The 18,422-nt window shown below is 68.2% G+C and carries 28 protein-coding genes; 1 reads left to right on the plus strand and 27 read right to left on the minus strand.

The genetic code is table 11. From position 1 onward, the window contains the following. Positions 1-14: 14 nt before the first annotated feature. The 3 genes from AC4BDD_RS11440 to AC4BDD_RS11450 form a co-directional block, all read right to left on the minus strand. Positions 15-671: a hypothetical protein gene (locus AC4BDD_RS11440; protein WP_490690896.1), complete on the minus strand. Its 657-nt coding sequence runs from the start codon at positions 669-671 to the stop codon at positions 15-17. A 184-nt stretch (positions 672-855) separates the two neighbouring features. Then, positions 856-1,038, minus strand: coding sequence for a hypothetical protein (locus AC4BDD_RS11445; protein WP_490690897.1), 183 nt, complete (start codon positions 1,036-1,038; stop codon positions 856-858). Between the two features lie 219 nt (positions 1,039-1,257). Next, on the minus strand, positions 1,258-2,007 hold the full coding sequence (locus tag AC4BDD_RS11450; protein ID WP_490690898.1) for a hypothetical protein: 750 nt from the start codon (positions 2,005-2,007) through the stop codon (positions 1,258-1,260). 411 nt (positions 2,008-2,418) lie between these two features. Between AC4BDD_RS11450 and AC4BDD_RS11455 the strand changes: the two genes are divergently transcribed. Then, the gene (locus AC4BDD_RS11455) at positions 2,419-4,851 is read left to right on the plus strand and encodes a glycosyltransferase (protein WP_490690899.1); all 2,433 of its coding nucleotides are present in this window, start codon (positions 2,419-2,421) and stop codon (positions 4,849-4,851) included. A 105-nt stretch (positions 4,852-4,956) separates the two neighbouring features. On the opposite strand, the gene truA is transcribed toward AC4BDD_RS11455, so the two are convergent. The 24 genes from truA to rplP all read right to left on the minus strand — a co-directional run bounded on the left by truA (position 4,957) and on the right by rplP (position 18,420). Beyond that, on the minus strand, positions 4,957-5,811 hold the full coding sequence (truA, locus tag AC4BDD_RS11460) for a tRNA pseudouridine(38-40) synthase TruA (protein ID WP_490690900.1): 855 nt from the start codon (positions 5,809-5,811) through the stop codon (positions 4,957-4,959). Between the two features lie 89 nt (positions 5,812-5,900). Continuing rightward, positions 5,901-6,392, minus strand: a complete 492-nt coding sequence (rplQ, locus tag AC4BDD_RS11465; protein WP_490690901.1) for a 50S ribosomal protein L17 — start codon at positions 6,390-6,392, stop codon at positions 5,901-5,903. Positions 6,393-6,530: 138 nt separating this feature from the next. Next, complete coding sequence (locus AC4BDD_RS11470; RefSeq protein ID WP_490690902.1) at positions 6,531-7,553, minus strand: DNA-directed RNA polymerase subunit alpha; 1,023 nt, start codon at positions 7,551-7,553, stop codon at positions 6,531-6,533. 135 nt (positions 7,554-7,688) lie between these two features. Then, positions 7,689-8,315 (minus strand): 30S ribosomal protein S4, encoded by a 627-nt coding sequence (gene rpsD / locus AC4BDD_RS11475; protein WP_490690903.1) that lies wholly within the window; start codon positions 8,313-8,315, stop codon positions 7,689-7,691. A gap of 33 nt (positions 8,316-8,348) precedes the next feature. After that, on the minus strand, positions 8,349-8,753 hold the full coding sequence (gene rpsK / locus AC4BDD_RS11480) for a 30S ribosomal protein S11 (RefSeq protein ID WP_014144338.1): 405 nt from the start codon (positions 8,751-8,753) through the stop codon (positions 8,349-8,351). 102 nt (positions 8,754-8,855) lie between these two features. Further along, positions 8,856-9,236: a 30S ribosomal protein S13 gene (gene rpsM / locus AC4BDD_RS11485; protein ID WP_490690904.1), complete on the minus strand. Its 381-nt coding sequence runs from the start codon at positions 9,234-9,236 to the stop codon at positions 8,856-8,858. Positions 9,237-9,436: 200 nt separating this feature from the next. Next, on the minus strand, positions 9,437-9,550 hold the full coding sequence (gene rpmJ, locus AC4BDD_RS11490) for a 50S ribosomal protein L36 (protein WP_003956441.1): 114 nt from the start codon (positions 9,548-9,550) through the stop codon (positions 9,437-9,439). Between the two features lie 28 nt (positions 9,551-9,578). Continuing rightward, on the minus strand, positions 9,579-9,800 hold the full coding sequence (gene infA / locus AC4BDD_RS11495) for a translation initiation factor IF-1 (RefSeq protein WP_003956442.1): 222 nt from the start codon (positions 9,798-9,800) through the stop codon (positions 9,579-9,581). A 186-nt stretch (positions 9,801-9,986) separates the two neighbouring features. Continuing rightward, entirely contained in the window at positions 9,987-10,823 is an 837-nt protein-coding gene (gene map / locus AC4BDD_RS11500; protein ID WP_490690905.1) for a type I methionyl aminopeptidase, read from the minus strand. 95 nt (positions 10,824-10,918) lie between these two features. Beyond that, positions 10,919-11,581 carry an adenylate kinase gene (locus tag AC4BDD_RS11505; protein ID WP_490690906.1) on the minus strand — a complete coding sequence of 221 codons (663 nt, stop codon included), beginning with the start codon at positions 11,579-11,581 and terminating at the stop codon, positions 10,919-10,921. After that, the gene (gene secY / locus AC4BDD_RS11510; RefSeq protein WP_490690907.1) at positions 11,581-12,894 is read right to left on the minus strand and encodes a preprotein translocase subunit SecY; all 1,314 of its coding nucleotides are present in this window, start codon (positions 12,892-12,894) and stop codon (positions 11,581-11,583) included. Before secY ends, AC4BDD_RS11505 begins: the two co-directional genes overlap by 1 nt. Positions 12,895-13,098: 204 nt before the next feature. Further along, on the minus strand, positions 13,099-13,554 hold the full coding sequence (gene rplO, locus AC4BDD_RS11515; RefSeq protein ID WP_490690908.1) for a 50S ribosomal protein L15: 456 nt from the start codon (positions 13,552-13,554) through the stop codon (positions 13,099-13,101). A 1-nt stretch (position 13,555) separates the two neighbouring features. Then, positions 13,556-13,738, minus strand: coding sequence for a 50S ribosomal protein L30 (rpmD, locus tag AC4BDD_RS11520; protein WP_037912396.1), 183 nt, complete (start codon positions 13,736-13,738; stop codon positions 13,556-13,558). After that, positions 13,738-14,343, minus strand: coding sequence for a 30S ribosomal protein S5 (gene rpsE, locus AC4BDD_RS11525; protein ID WP_490690909.1), 606 nt, complete (start codon positions 14,341-14,343; stop codon positions 13,738-13,740). The genes rpmD and rpsE overlap by 1 nt, the downstream gene beginning before the upstream one ends. Positions 14,344-14,390: 47 nt before the next feature. Beyond that, on the minus strand, positions 14,391-14,774 hold the full coding sequence (gene rplR / locus AC4BDD_RS11530; protein ID WP_490690910.1) for a 50S ribosomal protein L18: 384 nt from the start codon (positions 14,772-14,774) through the stop codon (positions 14,391-14,393). Positions 14,775-14,778: 4 nt separating this feature from the next. Beyond that, the gene (gene rplF, locus AC4BDD_RS11535; RefSeq protein WP_490690911.1) at positions 14,779-15,318 is read right to left on the minus strand and encodes a 50S ribosomal protein L6; all 540 of its coding nucleotides are present in this window, start codon (positions 15,316-15,318) and stop codon (positions 14,779-14,781) included. A 20-nt stretch (positions 15,319-15,338) separates the two neighbouring features. Next, positions 15,339-15,737, minus strand: a complete 399-nt coding sequence (gene rpsH / locus AC4BDD_RS11540) for a 30S ribosomal protein S8 (protein ID WP_490690912.1) — start codon at positions 15,735-15,737, stop codon at positions 15,339-15,341. 210 nt (positions 15,738-15,947) lie between these two features. After that, positions 15,948-16,133 carry a type Z 30S ribosomal protein S14 gene (locus AC4BDD_RS11545; RefSeq protein ID WP_003956452.1) on the minus strand — a complete coding sequence of 62 codons (186 nt, stop codon included), beginning with the start codon at positions 16,131-16,133 and terminating at the stop codon, positions 15,948-15,950. A gap of 2 nt (positions 16,134-16,135) precedes the next feature. Beyond that, the gene (gene rplE / locus AC4BDD_RS11550; protein WP_144380947.1) at positions 16,136-16,696 is read right to left on the minus strand and encodes a 50S ribosomal protein L5; all 561 of its coding nucleotides are present in this window, start codon (positions 16,694-16,696) and stop codon (positions 16,136-16,138) included. Further along, positions 16,696-17,019, minus strand: coding sequence for a 50S ribosomal protein L24 (gene rplX, locus AC4BDD_RS11555; RefSeq protein WP_304463371.1), 324 nt, complete (start codon positions 17,017-17,019; stop codon positions 16,696-16,698). The genes rplE and rplX overlap by 1 nt, the downstream gene beginning before the upstream one ends. A gap of 3 nt (positions 17,020-17,022) precedes the next feature. After that, positions 17,023-17,391, minus strand: a complete 369-nt coding sequence (rplN, locus tag AC4BDD_RS11560; protein WP_055718836.1) for a 50S ribosomal protein L14 — start codon at positions 17,389-17,391, stop codon at positions 17,023-17,025. A 101-nt stretch (positions 17,392-17,492) separates the two neighbouring features. Beyond that, positions 17,493-17,777 carry a 30S ribosomal protein S17 gene (rpsQ, locus tag AC4BDD_RS11565; protein ID WP_490690913.1) on the minus strand — a complete coding sequence of 95 codons (285 nt, stop codon included), beginning with the start codon at positions 17,775-17,777 and terminating at the stop codon, positions 17,493-17,495. Then, positions 17,777-18,001, minus strand: a complete 225-nt coding sequence (gene rpmC / locus AC4BDD_RS11570; RefSeq protein ID WP_490690914.1) for a 50S ribosomal protein L29 — start codon at positions 17,999-18,001, stop codon at positions 17,777-17,779. Before rpmC ends, rpsQ begins: the two co-directional genes overlap by 1 nt. Beyond that, on the minus strand, positions 18,001-18,420 hold the full coding sequence (gene rplP, locus AC4BDD_RS11575) for a 50S ribosomal protein L16 (protein ID WP_490690915.1): 420 nt from the start codon (positions 18,418-18,420) through the stop codon (positions 18,001-18,003). Before rplP ends, rpmC begins: the two co-directional genes overlap by 1 nt. Between the last annotated feature and the right edge of the window lie 2 nt (positions 18,421-18,422).

An 18,422-nucleotide genomic window follows, 5' to 3' on the forward strand; every position in this document is an offset into this window, starting at 1 on the left:
CCGACTCGTGCCGCCTATCCGGTCGTCCCGCCGGGCCCGGAATCGGGCGCCGGGCCGAGCATCCGGCGCGCCACCGCCAGGTCGAGGGCGAGGCGCGGGCCGCCACCGGTGTGCAGCACGATGTGGTCGACGAACGCCGTCGGGTCCAGCGGCAGGGTGACGCCCGCGTGGTGCAGCGCGGCGAGCCACCGGGCCAGCCGGGCGGCGGTCGGGTAGTCGCGGCGCAGCAGGGCGCGGGTGGCGCCGCGGGCCAGCGCGAGCGGGTTGGCCAGGGCGGCCTGCGGTACCGGGCCGTCCACTCCGGGCAGGCTCAGCGGCGACAGCCGGGCCATCATGGCCGCCCACCGGGACCACGGGTCAGCGCCGGTGAGGGCGGGTCCGCTCTCCGGTTCGTCCGGCTGGGGGGCCGCGCCGCCGTGACGGTCCAGCAGCCGGGCGGTGGCCCAGTCCCGCCAGGCGATGGCCCAGTCCTCCACGGGCCCCTGCGGGGGCGGCGACGCGAAGACCGGGGCGGGGAAGACAGTGGCCGACTGGGCGATGACCGCGGCGTCCTGCGGGTGCACCGCCGTACCGGTCAGGGCTTGCGGGGCAAGGACGTCCGGGCCCAGGATCCGCACGGCCGCGAGTGCCGCCTTGGGATCGGTGCTGCCGTCCACGAAGTCGGCGAGCACAGCCGTGTCCTCGATGCCCCTTAGGACATCGAGGACACGACCTGCCAAGACGGCCGTCGCTTCGGCGTATACCGCACGAGCGGTTCCTTCAGCAGAGCACATCAGCGGCGCCCCACCCATGGACCCGGTTCACCGTGCGGGCGTCGAGTGACGCCGACTCGTCGGGCACTCATTTGTCGGGCACTCACTTGTCCCTCGGCTCCGTCGGAGACTTCGGGGACACCAGGAGCAGCAGAAGCACTGCTCCCTTGGCCTCCGGGGAGAACAGCGGGGCGTCGCTGATCGCGGTTTCCGGCTCCGCCATCAGTGCGTGAGCTGCCTGTTTCTCGATGGGATCGGCGATGAGAGTCGTCTTCTGAGCAAGCATCAATGCCTCCTCATATCGGCACTTTCGCTCGGGTAGAGCGAAGCTGACGTGACAAGAAGCTACGCCACCGCCAGATATGTCGCATTTTCTGTTGCTACGGACCGTTACTTCCGGCCAAACCGGTGGTCCCGCCGCCAGACCACCCGGACGCCCGCCCCACCTACGCCGAACGGGGAGCGGACGCCCCAACAGGCGCCGCTCCCCGTCCGGTTGAGGGACTCAGCTCTTGGCCGCGGCCTTCTCCAGCTTGGCGACCTGAGCGGCCACCGCGGCCTCCGCGACCCTCGGCTTCTCCATGGCCTTCAGGTCGAACCCGAATGCGGCGGTCAGCTGGGCACCGGAGCGCACGACCACCACGTTCATGACGCCCGCGTCCGAACCCTTGCCGCCCCGCAGGGTGAAGCCCAGCGCCTCGTCGCCCAGCTTCGGCGCCGGCGACTCCTTGGCCGACAACGGCTCCTTGTCTCCGGTCTCGTCGGTGACCGTGAAGCCGCCGGAGCACGCCCCCAGCGCGGCACGCAGGCCCTCCACGGTCTTCTCCGCCTCGCCCGCCTTGTACGCGGAGATCCGGATCATGCCGGTCAGGCCCGCGTCGGGGCTGTCGGGCTTGTCCGCGCCGTACGTCTGGAAGACGGACGCGGTCGGCGCCGGGTTGAACTCCGCCCCCATGAACGCGGCGATCGGCTGGCACTGGGCCTTGTCCGCCTTCGCCTGGCCGCCCTCGGCGACCTCCGCCTTGCTCATCTTCTTGAACAGGTAGCCCTTGACGTCCGCCTTGGTCACCGCCGCCTGCGTCAGCTGCGCCTCGGTGAGCGACGACCCTGCGGCCGGGGCGGTGGCGGCCTTGTCCCCCTTGGCGGCCTTGTCCTTCTCCGACGACTTGCCGGAGTCGTCATTGCACGCGGTCGTCAGGCCGAGCGCCGCCACGACCGCGGCCGCCGCCAGGACCCGGGAAACAGAGTTCTTCACGTTCTTGCCCACCTTGGACTGATGTACTACGTCAACTCACTGACGCGGGTAATACAACAGTCAAGAACGCCGTGTCGACCAGCCATTTCCGTGACGATCTGGTATCGCCCGAATGGTTGCACAGCCCCGCATCACAACCTTGCCAAGAGTTCGGCCGCGGGCTCCGGCCGCCCCGACGTTCCGTATCGTCCGAAAGTTGCCCGAACTCCGGCAATGTGGCTCATCCCATAGCGCCAACCGCAAAGGGCAACCTTCTCCGCCCCCGCCTGTCTTACCGACCGACCAGACACCATCCGGATACCGTCCAGACGCCAAGCAGTCGCCATCAAGACGCCATCCGGATACACGGGGGCCCGGGGGCCGGAGAGGAGGACGCGTCTCGGCGCGGGTCGGCGTCGGACGCAGACCGCCATGAAAATCTCATTCCTGCTGCACAACGCGTACGGCATCGGCGGCACCATCCGATCGACGTTCAACCTCGCCGGCGCGCTCGCCGCGCGCCACGAGGTGGAGATCGTCACCGTCATGCGCACCCAGGACACGCCCAGCCTGCCGCTCCACGAGGCCGTGCGGCTCGTGCCGCTCATCGACCGGCGGCCCGGGGCACGCCTCAGCGACGCCCGGGACCCCCTGCTGACCCGGCCGTCGGCACACGTTCCTCATGCGGAAGCAGCCGGTAACAAGAACTTCAACGCGCTCACCGACCAGCGGGTCGCCGCCTACCTGGCCGGCACCGACGCCGACGCCATCATCGCCACCCGCCCCGGACTGGTCATCTACCTCGCCGAGTTCGGCACCGACCGCTATCTGCGGATCGGTCAGGAACACCGGCTGTACGGCACGCACAAGGCCGAGATCCGCACCGCCGTGGACGCCGCGATCGGCCGCCTGGACGGCTACACCTCGGTGTCCGAGGCCGACGCGGCGACCCACCGCGCCAAGCTGCCCGGAGTCTCCACCCTGCTGACCGGACTGCCCAACGGTGTGCCCGCCACACCCGTCGAGCCCTCCGACGGCAACGCCAAACTCGTCGTCGCGGCCGGCCGGCTGATCCCCGTCAAGCGGTACGACCTGCTGGTCAAGGCATGGGCGAAGGTCGCCGCCAAGCACCCCGACTGGGGCTTGCGGATCTACGGCCGCGGCCCGCAGCAGCCCGCGCTGCGACGCCAGATCGACGAGCTCGGGCTGGCCGGGGACATCACCCTGATGGGCGCTCACTCCCCCATCGAGACGGAATGGGCCAAGGGCTCCATCGCCGCGGTGACCTCCCGCGAGGAATCCTTCGGCATGACGATCGTGGAGGCCATGCACTGCGGCGTGCCGGTCGTGGCCACCGACTGCCCGCACGGGCCCGGCGAGATCATCACCGACGGCGAGGACGGACTGCTGGTGCGGGTCGGCGACGCGGACGCCATCGCCGCCGGCCTGTGCCGGCTGATCGAGGACGACGAGCTGCGCCGCGCCATGGGTGCCGCCGCCCGCGCCTCCGCCCAGCGCTACGCGCCGGAGCAGGTCGCCGCCGGATACGAACGGTTCCTCGACGAGCTGCGCGAGCGCCGTGCCGGTGCGCCCGGCGCCACCGCCACCGGCGCGAGCGCCGCGCAAGCCACAGCCGGCGCGACGGGCGCAGGCAGCACGGCGGGGGGTGCGGGCGGCACGGCTGGCGCGGCAGGCGCAGGCGCGACGAGCGCAGGCGGCGCGGGAGGCGGGGCAGGCGCAGGCGGCACGGCAGGCGCAGGCACCGCCGACGCCGGCGGCGCGGCGGGCACCGGGGGCGCAAGCAGTACGGGAGGCGTGGGCGGCACGGCGGGTGCGGGCGGCGCGGGAGACCCGGGCGACGCCCGGCGCGGCGCGGCTGCCCCGGTGACCCGGCCCACCAGCCGCGACATCCGGCGCGTCCGGCGAGGCGCCGTCGACCGGCCGCCGCTGCTGTCCCTGCTGCGGACGAAGCTCGCCCGGCTGATTCGCAAGCCGCTGCGCCCGGTCGCCTCCTGCCGCGTCGACCGGGACGGGAACGTCGTCGTCCGGGTGGAGCCCACGGACCTGCACGGCACCGACCTCACCCTGACCGTGACCCGCCGCCGCCACCCCGAGGACCGGGTGAGCATCCCGCTCCAGCGGCCGGCCGGCACCGGCGACCCGGCCGAGCCCTGGACCGCGGTCCTGGACCGCCGCTCCCTCTCCCTCACCGAAGGACGCTGGGACCTGCATGTGGTGCGGCCCGCCGACGGCGTCCGCCGGCGTGTCGTCTCCCGGTACGCCGAGGGCCGCGGTCTGCTCGGCCTGGAACCACTGCCCGTCTCCCCCGTCTCCTGGTGGACGCCGTACCCGACGGCGGACGGCTATCTGGCTCTCCGCGCCTGGCAGCGCACCGCGCACGCGGAGGCACACACCGTCCGGGCGGATGCCGAGCAGGTCACCGTCGAGGGCACGGTCTACGGCGTGCCGGCCGAGCTTGAAGGGGGAGCGCTCACCGCGGTCGCCACCCCGCGCCGCGCCGAGAGCCGGGCGGCCGGTCATCCCGCTCCCGCTCCGGTGACCGCCCCGGTCACCCCGCTGCCCGGGAACCGCTTCCGCTTCACTCTCCGCTACGAGCCGCTGGAGGCCGAAACGGTATGGGACCTGACGCTCCGGCCCGCTGAAGCCACGGGTTCGGCTCAGGGTTCTGCTGCGGGTTCTGCTCAGGGTTCGGCTCCGGAGGCCATTCCGGTCGGGCGCATCACCGGCGACATCGTCGACCGCGACAAGACGGACGTCTTCCCGGCCCTGGGCGGCGTCCGGCCGTACTTCACCAAGGCGGGAAACCTGGCGATCAGCCGCGAGCCGGTGAAGACGGCCGGCTGAGGACGGCCTGTTCAGGGGCGGTCCCGGGGCCACCGGGACCGCCCCGGACGCCCGCGCCGGCGGCAGCGCCGGCATCGGCATCCGCGCCGGCGTCAGAGGCCGCGGTCAGCAGCAGCCCGCACCCGGCAGGGTCCGCTTGTTGCGCGCCTCGCGGTTCCGGGCCGCCAGCTGATCGTCCGCGGGGTAGCCGACCTCCTCCAGGGTCAGGCCGTGCGGGCGGACCACATGCACCGCCGAGTCACGGACCCCCGCGGCCAGCACCTTGCCCGGCCAGTCGGTCGGGCGGTGGCCGTCACCGACGAAGAGCAGCGCGCCGACCAGCGAGCGCACCATGTTGTGGCAGAACGCGTCGGCCTTCACCGTCGCCGTGATCACGCCGGAGGCGTCCCGCTCCCAGCTCAGCTGCTGGAGGGTGCGGATCGTCGTCGCCCCCTCGCGCCTGCGGCAGTAGGCCGCGAAATCGTGCTCGCCGAGCAGCGGCCGCGCGGCCTCGTTCATCGCGTCCACGTCCAGCGGCCAGTCGTGCCACAGGATGTGCCCGCGCAGCAGCGGGTCGACCCCGCCGTGGTGGTCGGTGACCCGGTAGGCGTAGCGGCGCCAGATCGCGGAGAAGCGCGCGTTGAATCCTTCCGGAGCCTCCTGGACCTTCCACACCCGGACGTCGTGCGGCAGCCGGCCGGCCAGCCGGCGCAGCAGCTTGTCGGCGTGCTCGGCCCACAGCGCCTCGGGAAGATCGACGTGGGCGACCTGGCCGCGGGCGTGCACCCCGGCATCCGTACGGCCGGCGACCGTCAGCTCGTACGTCCGGTCCGAACGGGTGACGGTACGCAGCGCGTCCTCCAGCTCACCCTGCACGGTCCGCCGGCCGTGGGCCTGCTTGGCCCAGCCGGAGAAGTCCTTGCCGTCGTAACTCAGGTCCAGCCGCACCCGCACGAAGCCGGGTGCCGGGTGGTCGCTCACGTGATGATCCTTTCCCTGCGGAACACGCGGACGGGCCCGCCCCCAGAATCTGGGTGCGGGCCCGTCCTTCAGCGTGAAGTGCTGCGGACTCAGGCGTCCTTGGACTCCTCGGCCGGGGCCTCGACGGCCTCGTCCTTGGTCAGGTCCGCCTTGGCCTCGTCGGCCTCCTTGACCGCACGCTTGGTGGCGGCCTCGGCCTCGGCCACGGTCGCCTTCTTGGCGATCTCGCCCTCGACCAGCTCGATCACAGCCATCGGGGCGTTGTCGCCACGACGGTTGCCGATCTTGGTGATACGGGTGTAACCACCCGGGCGCTCCGCGTAGCGCGGGGCGATCTCGGTGAAGAGCGTGTGCACGATGCTCTTGTCCGTGATCGTCTGCAGCACCAGGCGACGGTTGTGGATGTCGCCCTTCTTCGCCTTGGTGATCAGCTTCTCGGCGACCGGGCGCAGGCGGCGGGCCTTGGCCTCGGTGGTCGTGATGCGGCCGTGCTCGAAGAGCGACTTGGCGAGGTTCGCCAGCATCAGCTTCTCGTGCGCGGCGCTGCCGCCCAGACGGGCACCCTTGGTGGGACGCGGCATTGGTGTTTCTCCTTGTGATCTGCACCGGCCGTATCAGGTACCGGTGTCAGCTACCGAAGGGCGGATGCCCCTCGGAAATCCAGCCCGTCCTGGGGCCCCTCCCAGCGGAAGCCGGGGGCGCCCCGGACGGGCGGACGATCAGTACTGCTCGGTCTCGACGAACCCGTTGTCCGTGTCGTCGTCCGCGCCGAAGGCGTCCGCGGCGGCGGTCGGGTCGAATCCGGGCGGGCTGTCCTTGAGGGCCAGGCCCATGCCGGCCAGCTTCGCCTTGACCTCGTCGATCGACTTGGCGCCGAAGTTGCGGATGTCGAGCAGGTCCGCCTCGGAGCGCGCCACGAGCTCACCCACGGAGTGGATGCCCTCACGCTTGAGGCAGTTGTAGGAGCGGACGGTGAGCTCCAGCTCCTCGATCGGCAGCGCCAGGTCGGCGGCGAGCGCGGCGTCCGTCGGGGACGGACCCATGTCGATGCCCTCGGCGTCGACGTTCAGCTCGCGGGCCAGACCGAACAGCTCGACCAGGGTCTTACCGGCGGACGCCATGGCGTCACGCGGGCGCATGGCCTGCTTGGTCTCGACGTCGACGATCAGCTTGTCGAAGTCGGTGCGCTGCTCGACACGGGTCGCCTCGACCTTGTAGGTGACCTTGAGCACCGGCGAGTAGATGGAGTCGACCGGGATCCGGCCGATCTCCTGGCCCACCTGCTTGTTCTGCACGGCGGAGACGTAGCCGCGACCGCGCTCGACGGTCAGCTCCATCTCCAGCTTGCCCTTGGCGTTCAGGGTGGCCAGGACCAGGTCGGGGTTGTGCACCTCGACGCCGGCCGGCGGGGCGATGTCCGCGGCGGTGACCAGACCCGGGCCCTGCTTGCGCAGGTACATCACGACCGGCTCGTCGTGCTCCGAGGAGACGACCAGCTGCTTGATGTTGAGGATGAGGTCGGTGACGTCCTCCTTGACGCCCGGCACGGTGGTGAACTCGTGCAGGACCCCGTCGATCCGGATCGACGTGACCGCCGCGCCGGGGATCGAGGAGAGGAGGGTACGACGGAGGGAGTTACCGAGGGTGTAGCCGAAGCCCGGCTCCAGCGGCTCGATCACGAACCGCGAGCGGTACTCGTCGACGACCTCTTCGGTCAGCGACGGACGCTGAGCGATAAGCATGTGTTGTGATCCTTCAGTCGTGGGCGCCCGCTATTTGACGCCCGACTCACCGGGTCAGGGCCCGGCATTCCGTACTGCAAGGGTACGGGCGGTACGACCCTTGAGAGGCCGTACCGCCCGAGACCTCGACCTCTACTACTTGGAGTAGAGCTCGACGATCAGCTGCTCCTGCACCTGGGTGTCGATCGCCTGGCGCTCGGGCAGGTTGTGCACGAGGATCCGCAGCCGCGACGGAATGGCCTCCAGCCACGCCGGTACGGTGCGCTCGCCCGCCTCGGCCTGAGCCACCTGGAAGGGGGTCATGGTCCGAGACTTCGGGCGAACCTCGATGATGTCGTTCACGGCGACGCGGGCCGACGGGATGTCGGTCTTCACGCCGTTCACGGTGAAGTGGCCGTGGCGGACCAGCTGACGAGCGTGGTCCCGGGACTTGGCGAAGCCCGCCCGGTACACCACGTTGTCCAGCCGGCTCTCGAGGATGCGAAGCAGGTTCTCACCGGTCTTGCCGGTCTTCTGGTTCGCCTCCGCGTAGTAGCCACGGAACTGCTTCTCCAGGACACCGTAGATACGCGCCGCCTTCTGCTTCTCACGCATCTGGAGGAGGTACTCGCTGTCCTTGGTGCGCCCGCGTCCGTGCTCACCCGGGGGGTAAGGACGGATCTCGATCGGGCACTTCGCGCTCTCGCACTTGCTCCCCTTGAGGAAGAGCTTCTGCTTTTCCCGACGGCATCGCTTGCAGTCGGCCCCGGTGTAACGCGCCATTGTTTATTTGTCTCCTAGATCAACGCAGGGTGATCAGACCCGGCGCCGCTTCGGGGGGCGGCACCCGTTGTGCGGGGTCGGCGTCACGTCCTGGATCGAGCCCACCTCGAGGCCGGTGGCCTGCAGCGAGCGGATCGCGGTCTCACGGCCGGAGCCGGGACCCTTGACGAAGACATCGACCTTGCGCATGCCGTGCTCCTGCGCGCGGCGGGCGGCCGACTCGGCGGCCATCTGCGCGGCGAAGGGGGTGGACTTGCGCGAGCCCTTGAAGCCGACGTGGCCGGCGGAGGCCCAAGAGATCACGTTCCCGGTCGGGTCGGTGATCGAGACGATCGTGTTGTTGAACGTGCTCTTGATGTGAGCGTGCCCGTGGGCGACGTTCTTCTTCTCCTTGCGGCGCACCTTCTTGGCGCCGGCCTGACGGCCCTTCGGAGGCATAAGCTTCGCTATCTCCCGTGGAGGTGGTCGGTCCTACAGCTGGACCGCTGACATGCGGGGATCCGGTGGAATCCGGATGGCCGCATTGGCGTCCGCTGAGGACTACTTCTTGCCCGGCTTCTTCTTACCGGCGATCGCGCGACGCGGACCCTTGCGGGTACGAGCGTTGGTGCTGGTGCGCTGACCGTGGACCGGCAGGCCGCGACGGTGACGCAGACCCTGGTAGCAGCCGATCTCGACCTTGCGGCGGATGTCGGCCTGGATCTCACGACGGAGGTCACCCTCGGTCTTGAGGTTGGCGTCGACGTACCGCTGGATCTTGACGAGGTCGTCCTCGGCCAGGTCGCGAACGCGGGTGTCCGGGTTCACGCCGGTCTCGGCGAGGGTCTTCTGCGACAGCGTGCGTCCGATGCCGAAGACGTAGGTGAGGGCGACCTCGACGCGCTTGTCGCGCGGAAGGTCAACGCCTGCGAGGCGTGCCATGCATGGCTCCTGTGGATATTCGGAGGTCTTCCGCAGCACCACTCCCGGCCGCCGGCCCCTCGGTCGAGGAGCGGTACGTCCCGGGTCCCCGGCCTCCGACCGGGGGTGTCGCCCCGCCGTGGCGGGTAACGGGTGACTGCGTATGTACGTGTTTCGCTATGCGTCGCGCGAAGAAACTGCGAGATGCAGAGGTGGTCGCGTCAGCCCTGGCGCTGCTTGTGGCGCAGGTTGTCGCAGATGACCATGACCCGGCCGTGACGGCGGATCACCTTGCACTTGTCGCAGATCTTCTTGACGCTCGGCTTGACCTTCATGGGTGTGAGGTTCTCCGGGTCGTGAGATCTACTTGTAGCGGTAGACGATCCGTCCGCGCGTGAGGTCGTACGGAGAGAGCTCCACGACGACCCGGTCATCGGGCAGGATGCGGATGTAGTGCATACGCATCTTCCCGCTGATGTGCGCGAGGACCTTGTGACCGTTCTGGAGCTCCACCTTGAACATCGCGTTCGGCAGAGACTCGATCACGGTGCCCTCGATTTCGATGGCGCCTTGCTTCTTGGCCATGTCCTGCTTTCGGGATCGGCTACCTTGATCGACTCGTGGCATGCCGAAAGACATACGTGAGCCGACGTGTCAGTCTACGCCAGCGCATGACGAAAGACGAATCGGGGTAGCGTGCCCGGTTCCGGTGATCGTTAAGCAGCGGGGCGGGATCGAGTCGCAGAAGGTCCCTGTCGGACCCCTCGCGGCTCAGGACAGGGGGTCGGGAGCGGCTTCGATGCCCAGCTCCGCCAGCTTCGCCTTGCCGCCGTCGACCGCGGTGAGCACCAGCGGGCCGTCCTCGGTCAGCGCGATCGAGTGCTCCCAGTGGCTGGACCAGGACGCGTCGTCGGTCTTGACCGTCCAGTCGTCGGCCAGCACGTGCGTCCGCGCGGTGCCGAGGCTGACCATCGGCTCGATCGCGATGCAGAAGCCGGGCACCAGCTTGGGGCCCTTGCCGCGCTTGCGGGAGACGTAGTTCAGCAGGTGCGGGTCCATGTGCATCTCGCTGCCGATGCCGTGCCCGCCGTAGTCCTCGATGATCCCGTACTTGCCCGAGGCGGGGAGCGGCTGGCGCCGGATGTAGGTCTCGATGGCGCGGGAGATGTCGACCAGCCGGTTGCCCTTGCGGACGGCGGCGATGCCGGCCCACATGGACTCCTCGGTGACGCGGCTCAGCTCGTGCAGCTCCGGAGCGTGACCGCTGCCGACGAAGGCGGTGAAGGCCGCGTCGGCGTGCCAGCCGTCGATGATCGCGCCCGCGTCGATGGAGATGACGTCGCCGTCCTTGAGGACGGTCTCGGTGTCCGGGATGCCGTGCACCACGACCTCGTTCACCGAGGTGCAGATCGTGGCGGGGAACCCGCCGTAGCCGAGGAAGTTCGACTTGGCACCGTGGTCGGCGATCACCTTGCGGGCGACGTCGTCCAGGTCCTTGGTGGTGGCGCCCGGTACGGCCGCTTCCCCGCACGCCTGGTGGATCGCCGCGACGACCAGCCCGGCCTCGCGCATCTTCGCGATCTGCTCGGGTGTCTTGATCTCCACCATGGGGTGCCTTCCGCGTCTGATCGATTCCGTTGTGATGCTCAACAGTACGGCCGCGGCACCCCGAAGGGCACCGCGGCCGTACCGGAGCCGTGTTCTCAGGCCGCCTGGCCCTTGTCCGGCAGGGCGTCCATGGCCCGCTGGGTGACGTCGGCGACCTTGCCGAGCGCCGAGATCGTCACCACCAGGCCCTGGGCCTTGTAGTAGTCGATGATCGGCTCGGTCTGGCTGTGGTAGACGTCCAGCCGGTTGCGGACCGTGTCCTCGGAGTCGTCGGCGCGCTGGTACAGCTCGCCGCCGCACACGTCACACACGCCCTCCGCCTTCGGCGGGGAGTAGGTGACGTGGAAGACGTGGCTGGAGTCGTTCCGGCAGATGCGGCGGCCGGCGATGCGCTTGACCACCTCGTCCTCGGGGACCTCGAGGTCGAGGACCGCGTCCAGCCGCATGTTCTCCTCGCGGAGCATGGCGTCGAGCGCCTCCGCCTGGGAGACGTTCCGCGGGAAGCCGTCCAGCAGGAAGCCGTTCTCGGCGTCCGGCTGGGACATCCGGTCCTTGGCCATGCCGATGGTGATCTCATCCGGCACCAGGTCTCCCGCGTCCATGTAGGACTTGGCCTTCACGCCGAGCGGAGTGCCCTGGCTGATGTTGGCGCGGAACAGGTCGCCCGTGGAGATGTGCGGGATGGAGAGGTTCTTGGCGAGGTACGCGGCCTGCGTACCCTTGCCAGCCCCAGGAGGCCCGACGAGGACGATTCGCATCAGCGGAGGAACCCTTCGTAGTGTCGCTGCTGAAGCTGGCTCTCGATCTGCTTCACGGTCTCCAGGCCGACACCCACGATGATCAGGATGCTGGTTCCGCCGAACGGGAAGTTCTGATTGGCTTTGAGCGTCACCAGCGCCACCGTGGGCACCAGGGCGATCAGACCCAGGTAGAGAGAGCCGGGCCACGTGATGCGATTCAGCACGTAGCTCAGGTACTCCGCGGTGGGACGACCCGCCCGGATACCCGGGATGAACCCACCATACTTCTTCATGTTGTCGGCAACTTCTTCGGGGTTGAAGGAGATGGCGACGTAGAAGAACGCGAAGAACACGATCAGCAGGAAGTACGACGTCATGTAAATCGGGTGGTCACCCGTGACGAAGTTGTTCTCGACCCAACGAGCCCAGTCCGCCTTGGAGTTGGAGAACTGCACGATCAGGGCCGGGATGTAGAGCAGCGACGAGGCGAAGATGACAGGAATCACACCCGCCTGGTTCACCTTCAGCGGGATGTAGGTGGACGTACCGCCGTAGGAACGGCGGCCGATCATGCGCTTGGCGTACTGCACCGGGATGCGGCGCTGAGCCTGCTCGACGAAGACCACCAGGCCGACCATGGCCAGACCGCAGACGATCACCAGGCCGAACTCCAGCCAGCCGCCCATGATGTCGCCGGACTGCTTGATGGCCCACAGGCCGCTGGGGAAGCCGGCCGCGATCGAGACGAACATCAGGATCGACATGCCGTTGCCGATGCCGCGGTCGGTGACCAGCTCGCCGAGCCACATGATGAGCGCGGTGCCCGCGGTCATCGTGATCACCATGGTGATGGTGGTGAAGATCGACCGGTCCGGGACGACGTCCTGGGCGACGGTGCAGTTGCGGAAGAGCGAGCCGGCGCGGGCGGTCGCCACCAGTCCGGTGCTCTGCAGGATCGCCAGACCGATGGTCAGGTAACGGGTGTACTGCGTGATCTTCGCCTGGCCGGACTGGCCCTCCTTCTTGAGGGCTTCGAGGCGCGGGATCACCACGGTCAGCAGCTGCAGGATGATGCTCGCCGTGATGTACGGCATGATCGTGAGCGCGAAGATGGTGATCTGCTGCAGTGCGCCACCGCTGAACATGTTCACCAGACCGAACAGACCCTGATTGGCCTTGGCCTGGTCCACGCATTCCTGGACAGCCGTGTAGTCGACGCCCGGCACCGGGATGTGCGCCCCGAGCCGGAACAACACGATGATGCCCAGCGTGAACAGCAGCTTCTTGCGCAGGTCGGGCGTCTTGAACGCCCGGGCGAACGCGGTGAGCACGGTGCCTCCTGCGGCTCCCGCGTCAGGCGCGAGAGGTGACGGTCTTGAGGATCGACGGATACAAAATCAGCCATAGCCCGCGCGGACACATGCCGCGCGAAAGGTAACAGCGCTCGCCACCTTACCGGCGACCAGGCCCCCCTTGGAACGACCGACCGGGGATGCCCCTTATCAGGAGCATCCCCGGCCAGTTGTGCATCGGGCTCAGACGAGCTCGGTGACGGTGCCGCCGGCGGCGGCGATCTTCTCCTTGGCGGAGCCGGAGACCTTGTCCACGGTCACCTGCAGCGCCACGGTGATCTCGCCGGTGCCCAGCACCTTGACGAGCTCGTTCTTGCGAACCGCACCCTTGGCGACCAGGTCGGCCACCGTGACCTCGCCACCCTGCGGGTAGAGCGCGGCCAGCTTGTCCAGGTTCACGACCTGGTACTCGGTGCGGAACGGGTTCTTGAAGCCCCGCAGCTTCGGGAGGCGCATGTGGAGGGGCATCTGCCCACCCTCGAAGCGCTCCGGAACCTGGTAACGGGCCTTCGTACCCTTGGTACCACGACCAGCGGTCTTACCCTTGGACGCCTCACCACGACCGACACGGGTCTTGGCGGTCTTGGCGCCCGGGGCGGGCCGGAGGTTGTGGACCTTCAGCGGCTTGTTCTCCGCCATGTCAGTCGACCTCCTCGACCGTCACGAGGTGGCGGACGGTGTGCACCATGCCGCGGATCTCGGGGCGGTCCTCCTTGACAACCACGTCGTTCAGGCGCTTGAGCCCGAGCGAACGCAGGGTGTCGCGGTGGTTCTGCTTGCTGCCGATGTAGGACTTCGTCTGCGTGACCTTGAGGCGCGCCATCACACACCCACCCCGGCACGCGCCCGCAGCAGAGCGGCGGGAGCGACGTCCTCGAGCGGCAGACCGCGGCGGGCGGCGATCTCCTCGGGGCGCGAAAGGCCCTGAAGCGCCTCCACCGTGGCGTGCACGATGTTGATCGGGTTCGACGAACCGAGCGACTTGCTCAGCACGTCGTGGATGCCCGCGCACTCCAGCACGGCGCGCACCGGGCCACCGGCGATCACACCGGTACCGGGGGAAGCCGGCTTGAGCAGGACGACGCCCGCAGCCTTCTCGCCCTGGATCGGGTGGGGGATGGTGCCGGCGATCCGGGGGACCTTGAAGAAGTGCTTCTTGGCCTCCTCAACACCCTTGGCGATGGCGGCCGGCACCTCCTTGGCCTTGCCGTAACCGACACCCACGGTGCCGTCACCGTCGCCCACCACGACCAGCGCGGTGAAGCTGAAGCGACGACCACCCTTCACAACCTTGGCGACGCGGTTGATGGCGACAACACGCTCGACGTAAGCGGTCTTCTCGGCGGCCTGGCCACCGTCCCGCCGGTCCTTCCGGTCCCGCCGCTCGCCGCCACCGGCACCGCTTCCGCGGCGCTGGGGTCCAGCCATTGGAATTACCTCTCCTCTGTTACGTCCGCTAGCTCCGGAACCGGGGCTTAGAACTTCAGCCCGGCTTCGCGGGCGGCGTCCGCCAGAGCGGCGATGCGCCCGGCGTACTGGTTGCCACCGCGGTCGAACACGACGGCCTCGACGCCGGCAGCCTTGGCACGCTCGGCGACGAGCGCGCCGACCTGCTTGGCCTGGGCGCTCTTGTCACCCTCGCCGCCGCGGATCGAGGCGTCCAGGTGCGACGCCGACGCGAGCGTGTGGCCCGCGATGTCGTCGATGACCTGGGCGGTGATGCCGCGGTTGGACCGCGTCACGACCAGGCGGGGACGCTCCGGGGTACCGGAGATCCGCTTGCGGACGCGGATGTGGCGACGCTTGATGGCAGCGCGCTTGTAGGCGTCGCCCTTGGCGATCTTCACACCGTATGCCATGGCTTTACTTACCAGCCTTTCCGACCTTGCGGCGGATGACCTCGCCCGCGTACTTGACACCCTTGGCCTTGTACGGGTCGGGCTTCCGCAGCTTGCGGATGTTGGCGGCGACCTCGCCGACCTTCTGCTTGTCGATGCCCTCGACGCTCAGCTTGGTCGGGGACTCCACCTTGAAGGTGATGCCCTCAGGGGCCTCCACCGTGATCGGGTGGCTGTAGCCCAGCGCGAACTCCAGGTTGGAGCCCTTCGCCTGGACGCGGTAACCGACACCGCTGATCTCGAGCGCCTTGCTGTAACCCTGGGTCACGCCGGTGATCATGTTCGCCACCAGCGTGCGGGACAGGCCGTGCAGGGCCTTGTTCTGACGCTCGTCGTTCGGGCGGGTCAGCGTCAGGACGCCGTCCTCACCCTTGGCGATCTCGATGGGCGCGGCAACGGTGTGGGTAAGGGAGCCCTTGGGACCCTTCACCTGGACCGTGCGGCCATCGATGGTGACGTCCACACCAGCGGGAACCTGGATGGGCTGCTTGCCAATACGCGACATAGCTCTTCCTCCGTTCCCGACTACCAGACGTAGGCGAGGACTTCCCCACCCACGCCCTTCTTCTGCGCCTGCTGGCCGGTCAGGAGACCGTGGGACGTGGAGATGATCGCCACGCCCAGGCCGCCGAGGACCTTCGGCAGGTTGGTGGACTTTGCGTAGACCCGCAGGCCCGGCTTGGAGATCCGCTTGATGCCGGCGATCGAGCGCTCGCGGTTCGGGCCGAACTTCAGCTCGAGGACGAGGTTCTTGCCGACCTCGGCGTCCTCGACCTTCCAGCCGACGATGTAGCCCTCCTGCTGGAGGATCTCCGCGATGTGCGACTTGATCTTGCTGTGCGGCATCACGACGGTGTCGTGGTAAGCCGAGTTCGCGTTACGCAGACGCGTGAGCATGTCTGCGATCGGATCAGTCATGGTCATGAATTGGCCTTCGGCCTCTCTCGCCGGGGTTTCCTGTCTGTGCCATCCCTCTCCCCACACATGGGCGGGACGGGTGCGGCACGGGGACCTACGGCGTAGTAAGTCGATCAGGGCGGCGGGGCGCCCAACCCCACAAGCCTACGGCATGTGGAGCTGGGCCCCCGCTGTCCCGTTGCTTACCGAGAGTCCCGGTTTTCCCTAACTAGGGGATTACCAGGAGCTCTTGGTCACGCCCGGCAGCTCGCCACGGTGAGCCATCTCACGAAGGCACACGCGGCACAGGCCGAACTTGCGGTAGACGGAGTGCGGCCGGCCGCAGCGCTGGCAGCGGGTGTACGCACGCACACCGAACTTCGGCTTGCGGGCGGCCTTAGCGATCAGAGCCTTCTTCGCCACGGTCAGTTCTCCTTGAACGGGAAGCCGAGGTGACGAAGCAGGGCGCGGCCCTCGTCGTCGTTGGTCGCCGTGGTGACCACGGTGATGTCCATGCCCCGGACCCGGTCGATCTTGTCCTGGTCGATCTCGTGGAACATGACCTGCTCCGTGAGACCGAAGGTGTAGTTGCCCCGGCCGTCGAACTGCTTCGGCGACAGACCACGGAAGTCGCGGATACGCGGCAGCGCGAGCGACAGCAGGCGGTCCAGGAACTCCCACATGCGGTCACCGCGGAGGGTGACGTGGGCACCGATCGGCTGACCCTCACGCAGCTTGAACTGCGCGATGGACTTCCGGGCCTTGGTGACGGCCGGCTTCTGACCGGTGATCGTGGTGAGGTCGCGGATGGCGCCCTCGATCAGCTTGGAGTCGCGGGCGGCGTCGCCCACACCCATGTTGACCACGATCTTGGTCAGACCCGGGATCTGCATGACGTTCTCGTAGGAGAACTCCTCACGCAGCTTGCCGGCGATCTCTTCGCGGTAGCGCGTCTTCAGACGCGGCGCGTTGGTGGTGGCAGTCATCAGATGTCCTCACCGGTCCGCTTGGCAACGCGGATCTTGTTGCCCTCGTCGTCGAAGCGGTACCCGACGCGGGTGACGACCTTGTTGCCGTCCTTCTCCACCACGAGCTGAACATTGCTCACGTGGATCGGGGCCTCGACCGTGATGATGCCGCCGGTCTTGGAACCACGGGCGGTCTGACCGGCCTTGGTGTGCTTCTTGACCCGGTTGACACCCTCGACCAGGACACGGTCCTCGCGGGGGTAGGCCTCGATGACCTTGCCCTGCTTGCCCTTGTCCTTACCGGTGATGACCTGGACCAGGTCGCCCTTCTTGATCTTCATCGGTTACAGCACCTCCGGCGCGAGCGAGATGATCTTCATGAACTTCTTCTCGCGCAGCTCACGGCCCACCGGGCCGAAGATACGGGTGCCGCGGGGGTCGCCATCGTTCTTGAGGATGACGGCCGCGTTCTCGTCGAAGCGGATGTACGAGCCGTCGGGGCGGCGGCGCTCCTTGACGGTGCGCACGACGACAGCCTTGACGACGTCGCCCTTCTTCACGTTGCCACCGGGGATCGCATCCTTCACGGTGGCGACGATGACGTCACCGATGCCCGCGTAGCGGCGACCGGAACCACCGAGAACACGGATGCAAAGGATCTCCTTCGCACCAGTGTTGTCGGCGACACGCAGTCGCGACTCCTGCTGGATCACGTCTATCTCCTGATTGTCTGCCGGTTCCCGGCGAGGGGCCCGTTACCGGAACCCCTCACCGAGCCTGGCGGAACGAACCTGAGGGAAGGCCCCTCAGGTGATTACTTGGCCTTCTCGAGGATCTCGACGACGCGCCAGCGCTTCGTCGCGGACAGCGGCCGGGTCTCCATGAGGAGGACGCGGTCGCCGACACCCGCGGCGTTCTGCTCGTCGTGCGCCTTGAGCTTGTTGGTACGGCGGATGACCTTGCCGTACAGGGCGTGCTTGACGCGGTCCTCGACGGCGACGACGACGGTCTTGTCCATCTTGTCGCTGACGACCAGACCCTCGCGGGTCTTGCGGAAGCCGCGGTCGGTCTTCTGCTCAGTCACATTCTTCTCGCTCATCAGGCGCTCTCCACCGTCTCGATGCCGAGCTCGCGCTCCCGCATCAGGGTGTAGATCCGGGCGATGTCCTTACGGACGGCCTTCAGCCGGCCGTGGTTCTCAAGCTGTCCGGTCGCCGCCTGGAAGCGGAGGTTGAACAGCTCCTCCTTGGCCTCACGAAGCTTCCCAACGAGGTCCTCGTTGTTCAGCTCACGCAGCTCGGACGCCTTGGTTCCGGCCGACATCACGCCTCACCTGCCTCGCGCTTAACGATCTTGCACTTCATCGGCAGCTTGTGAGCCGCACGGGTCAGAGCCTCGCGCGCGATCTTCTCGTTCGGGAAGGAAAGCTCGAACATCACCCGACCGGGCTTGACGTTCGCGATCCACCACTCCGGGGAACCCTTACCGGAACCCATGCGGGTCTCGGCAGGCTTCTTGGTGAGCGGCCGGTCCGGGTAGATGTTGATCCAGACCTTGCCGCCACGCTTGATGTGGCGGGTCATGGCGATACGAGCGGACTCGATCTGCCGGTTGGTGACGTACGCCGGGGTGACGGCCTGGATGCCGTACTCGCCGAACGCCAGCTCAGTACCACCCTTGGCCATGCCGTTCCGCTTGGGGTGGTGCTGCTTGCGGTGCTTGACCCTACGAGGGATCAGCATGT

It is taken from the genome of Streptomyces sp. JLBT605 (assembly GCF_058215555.1).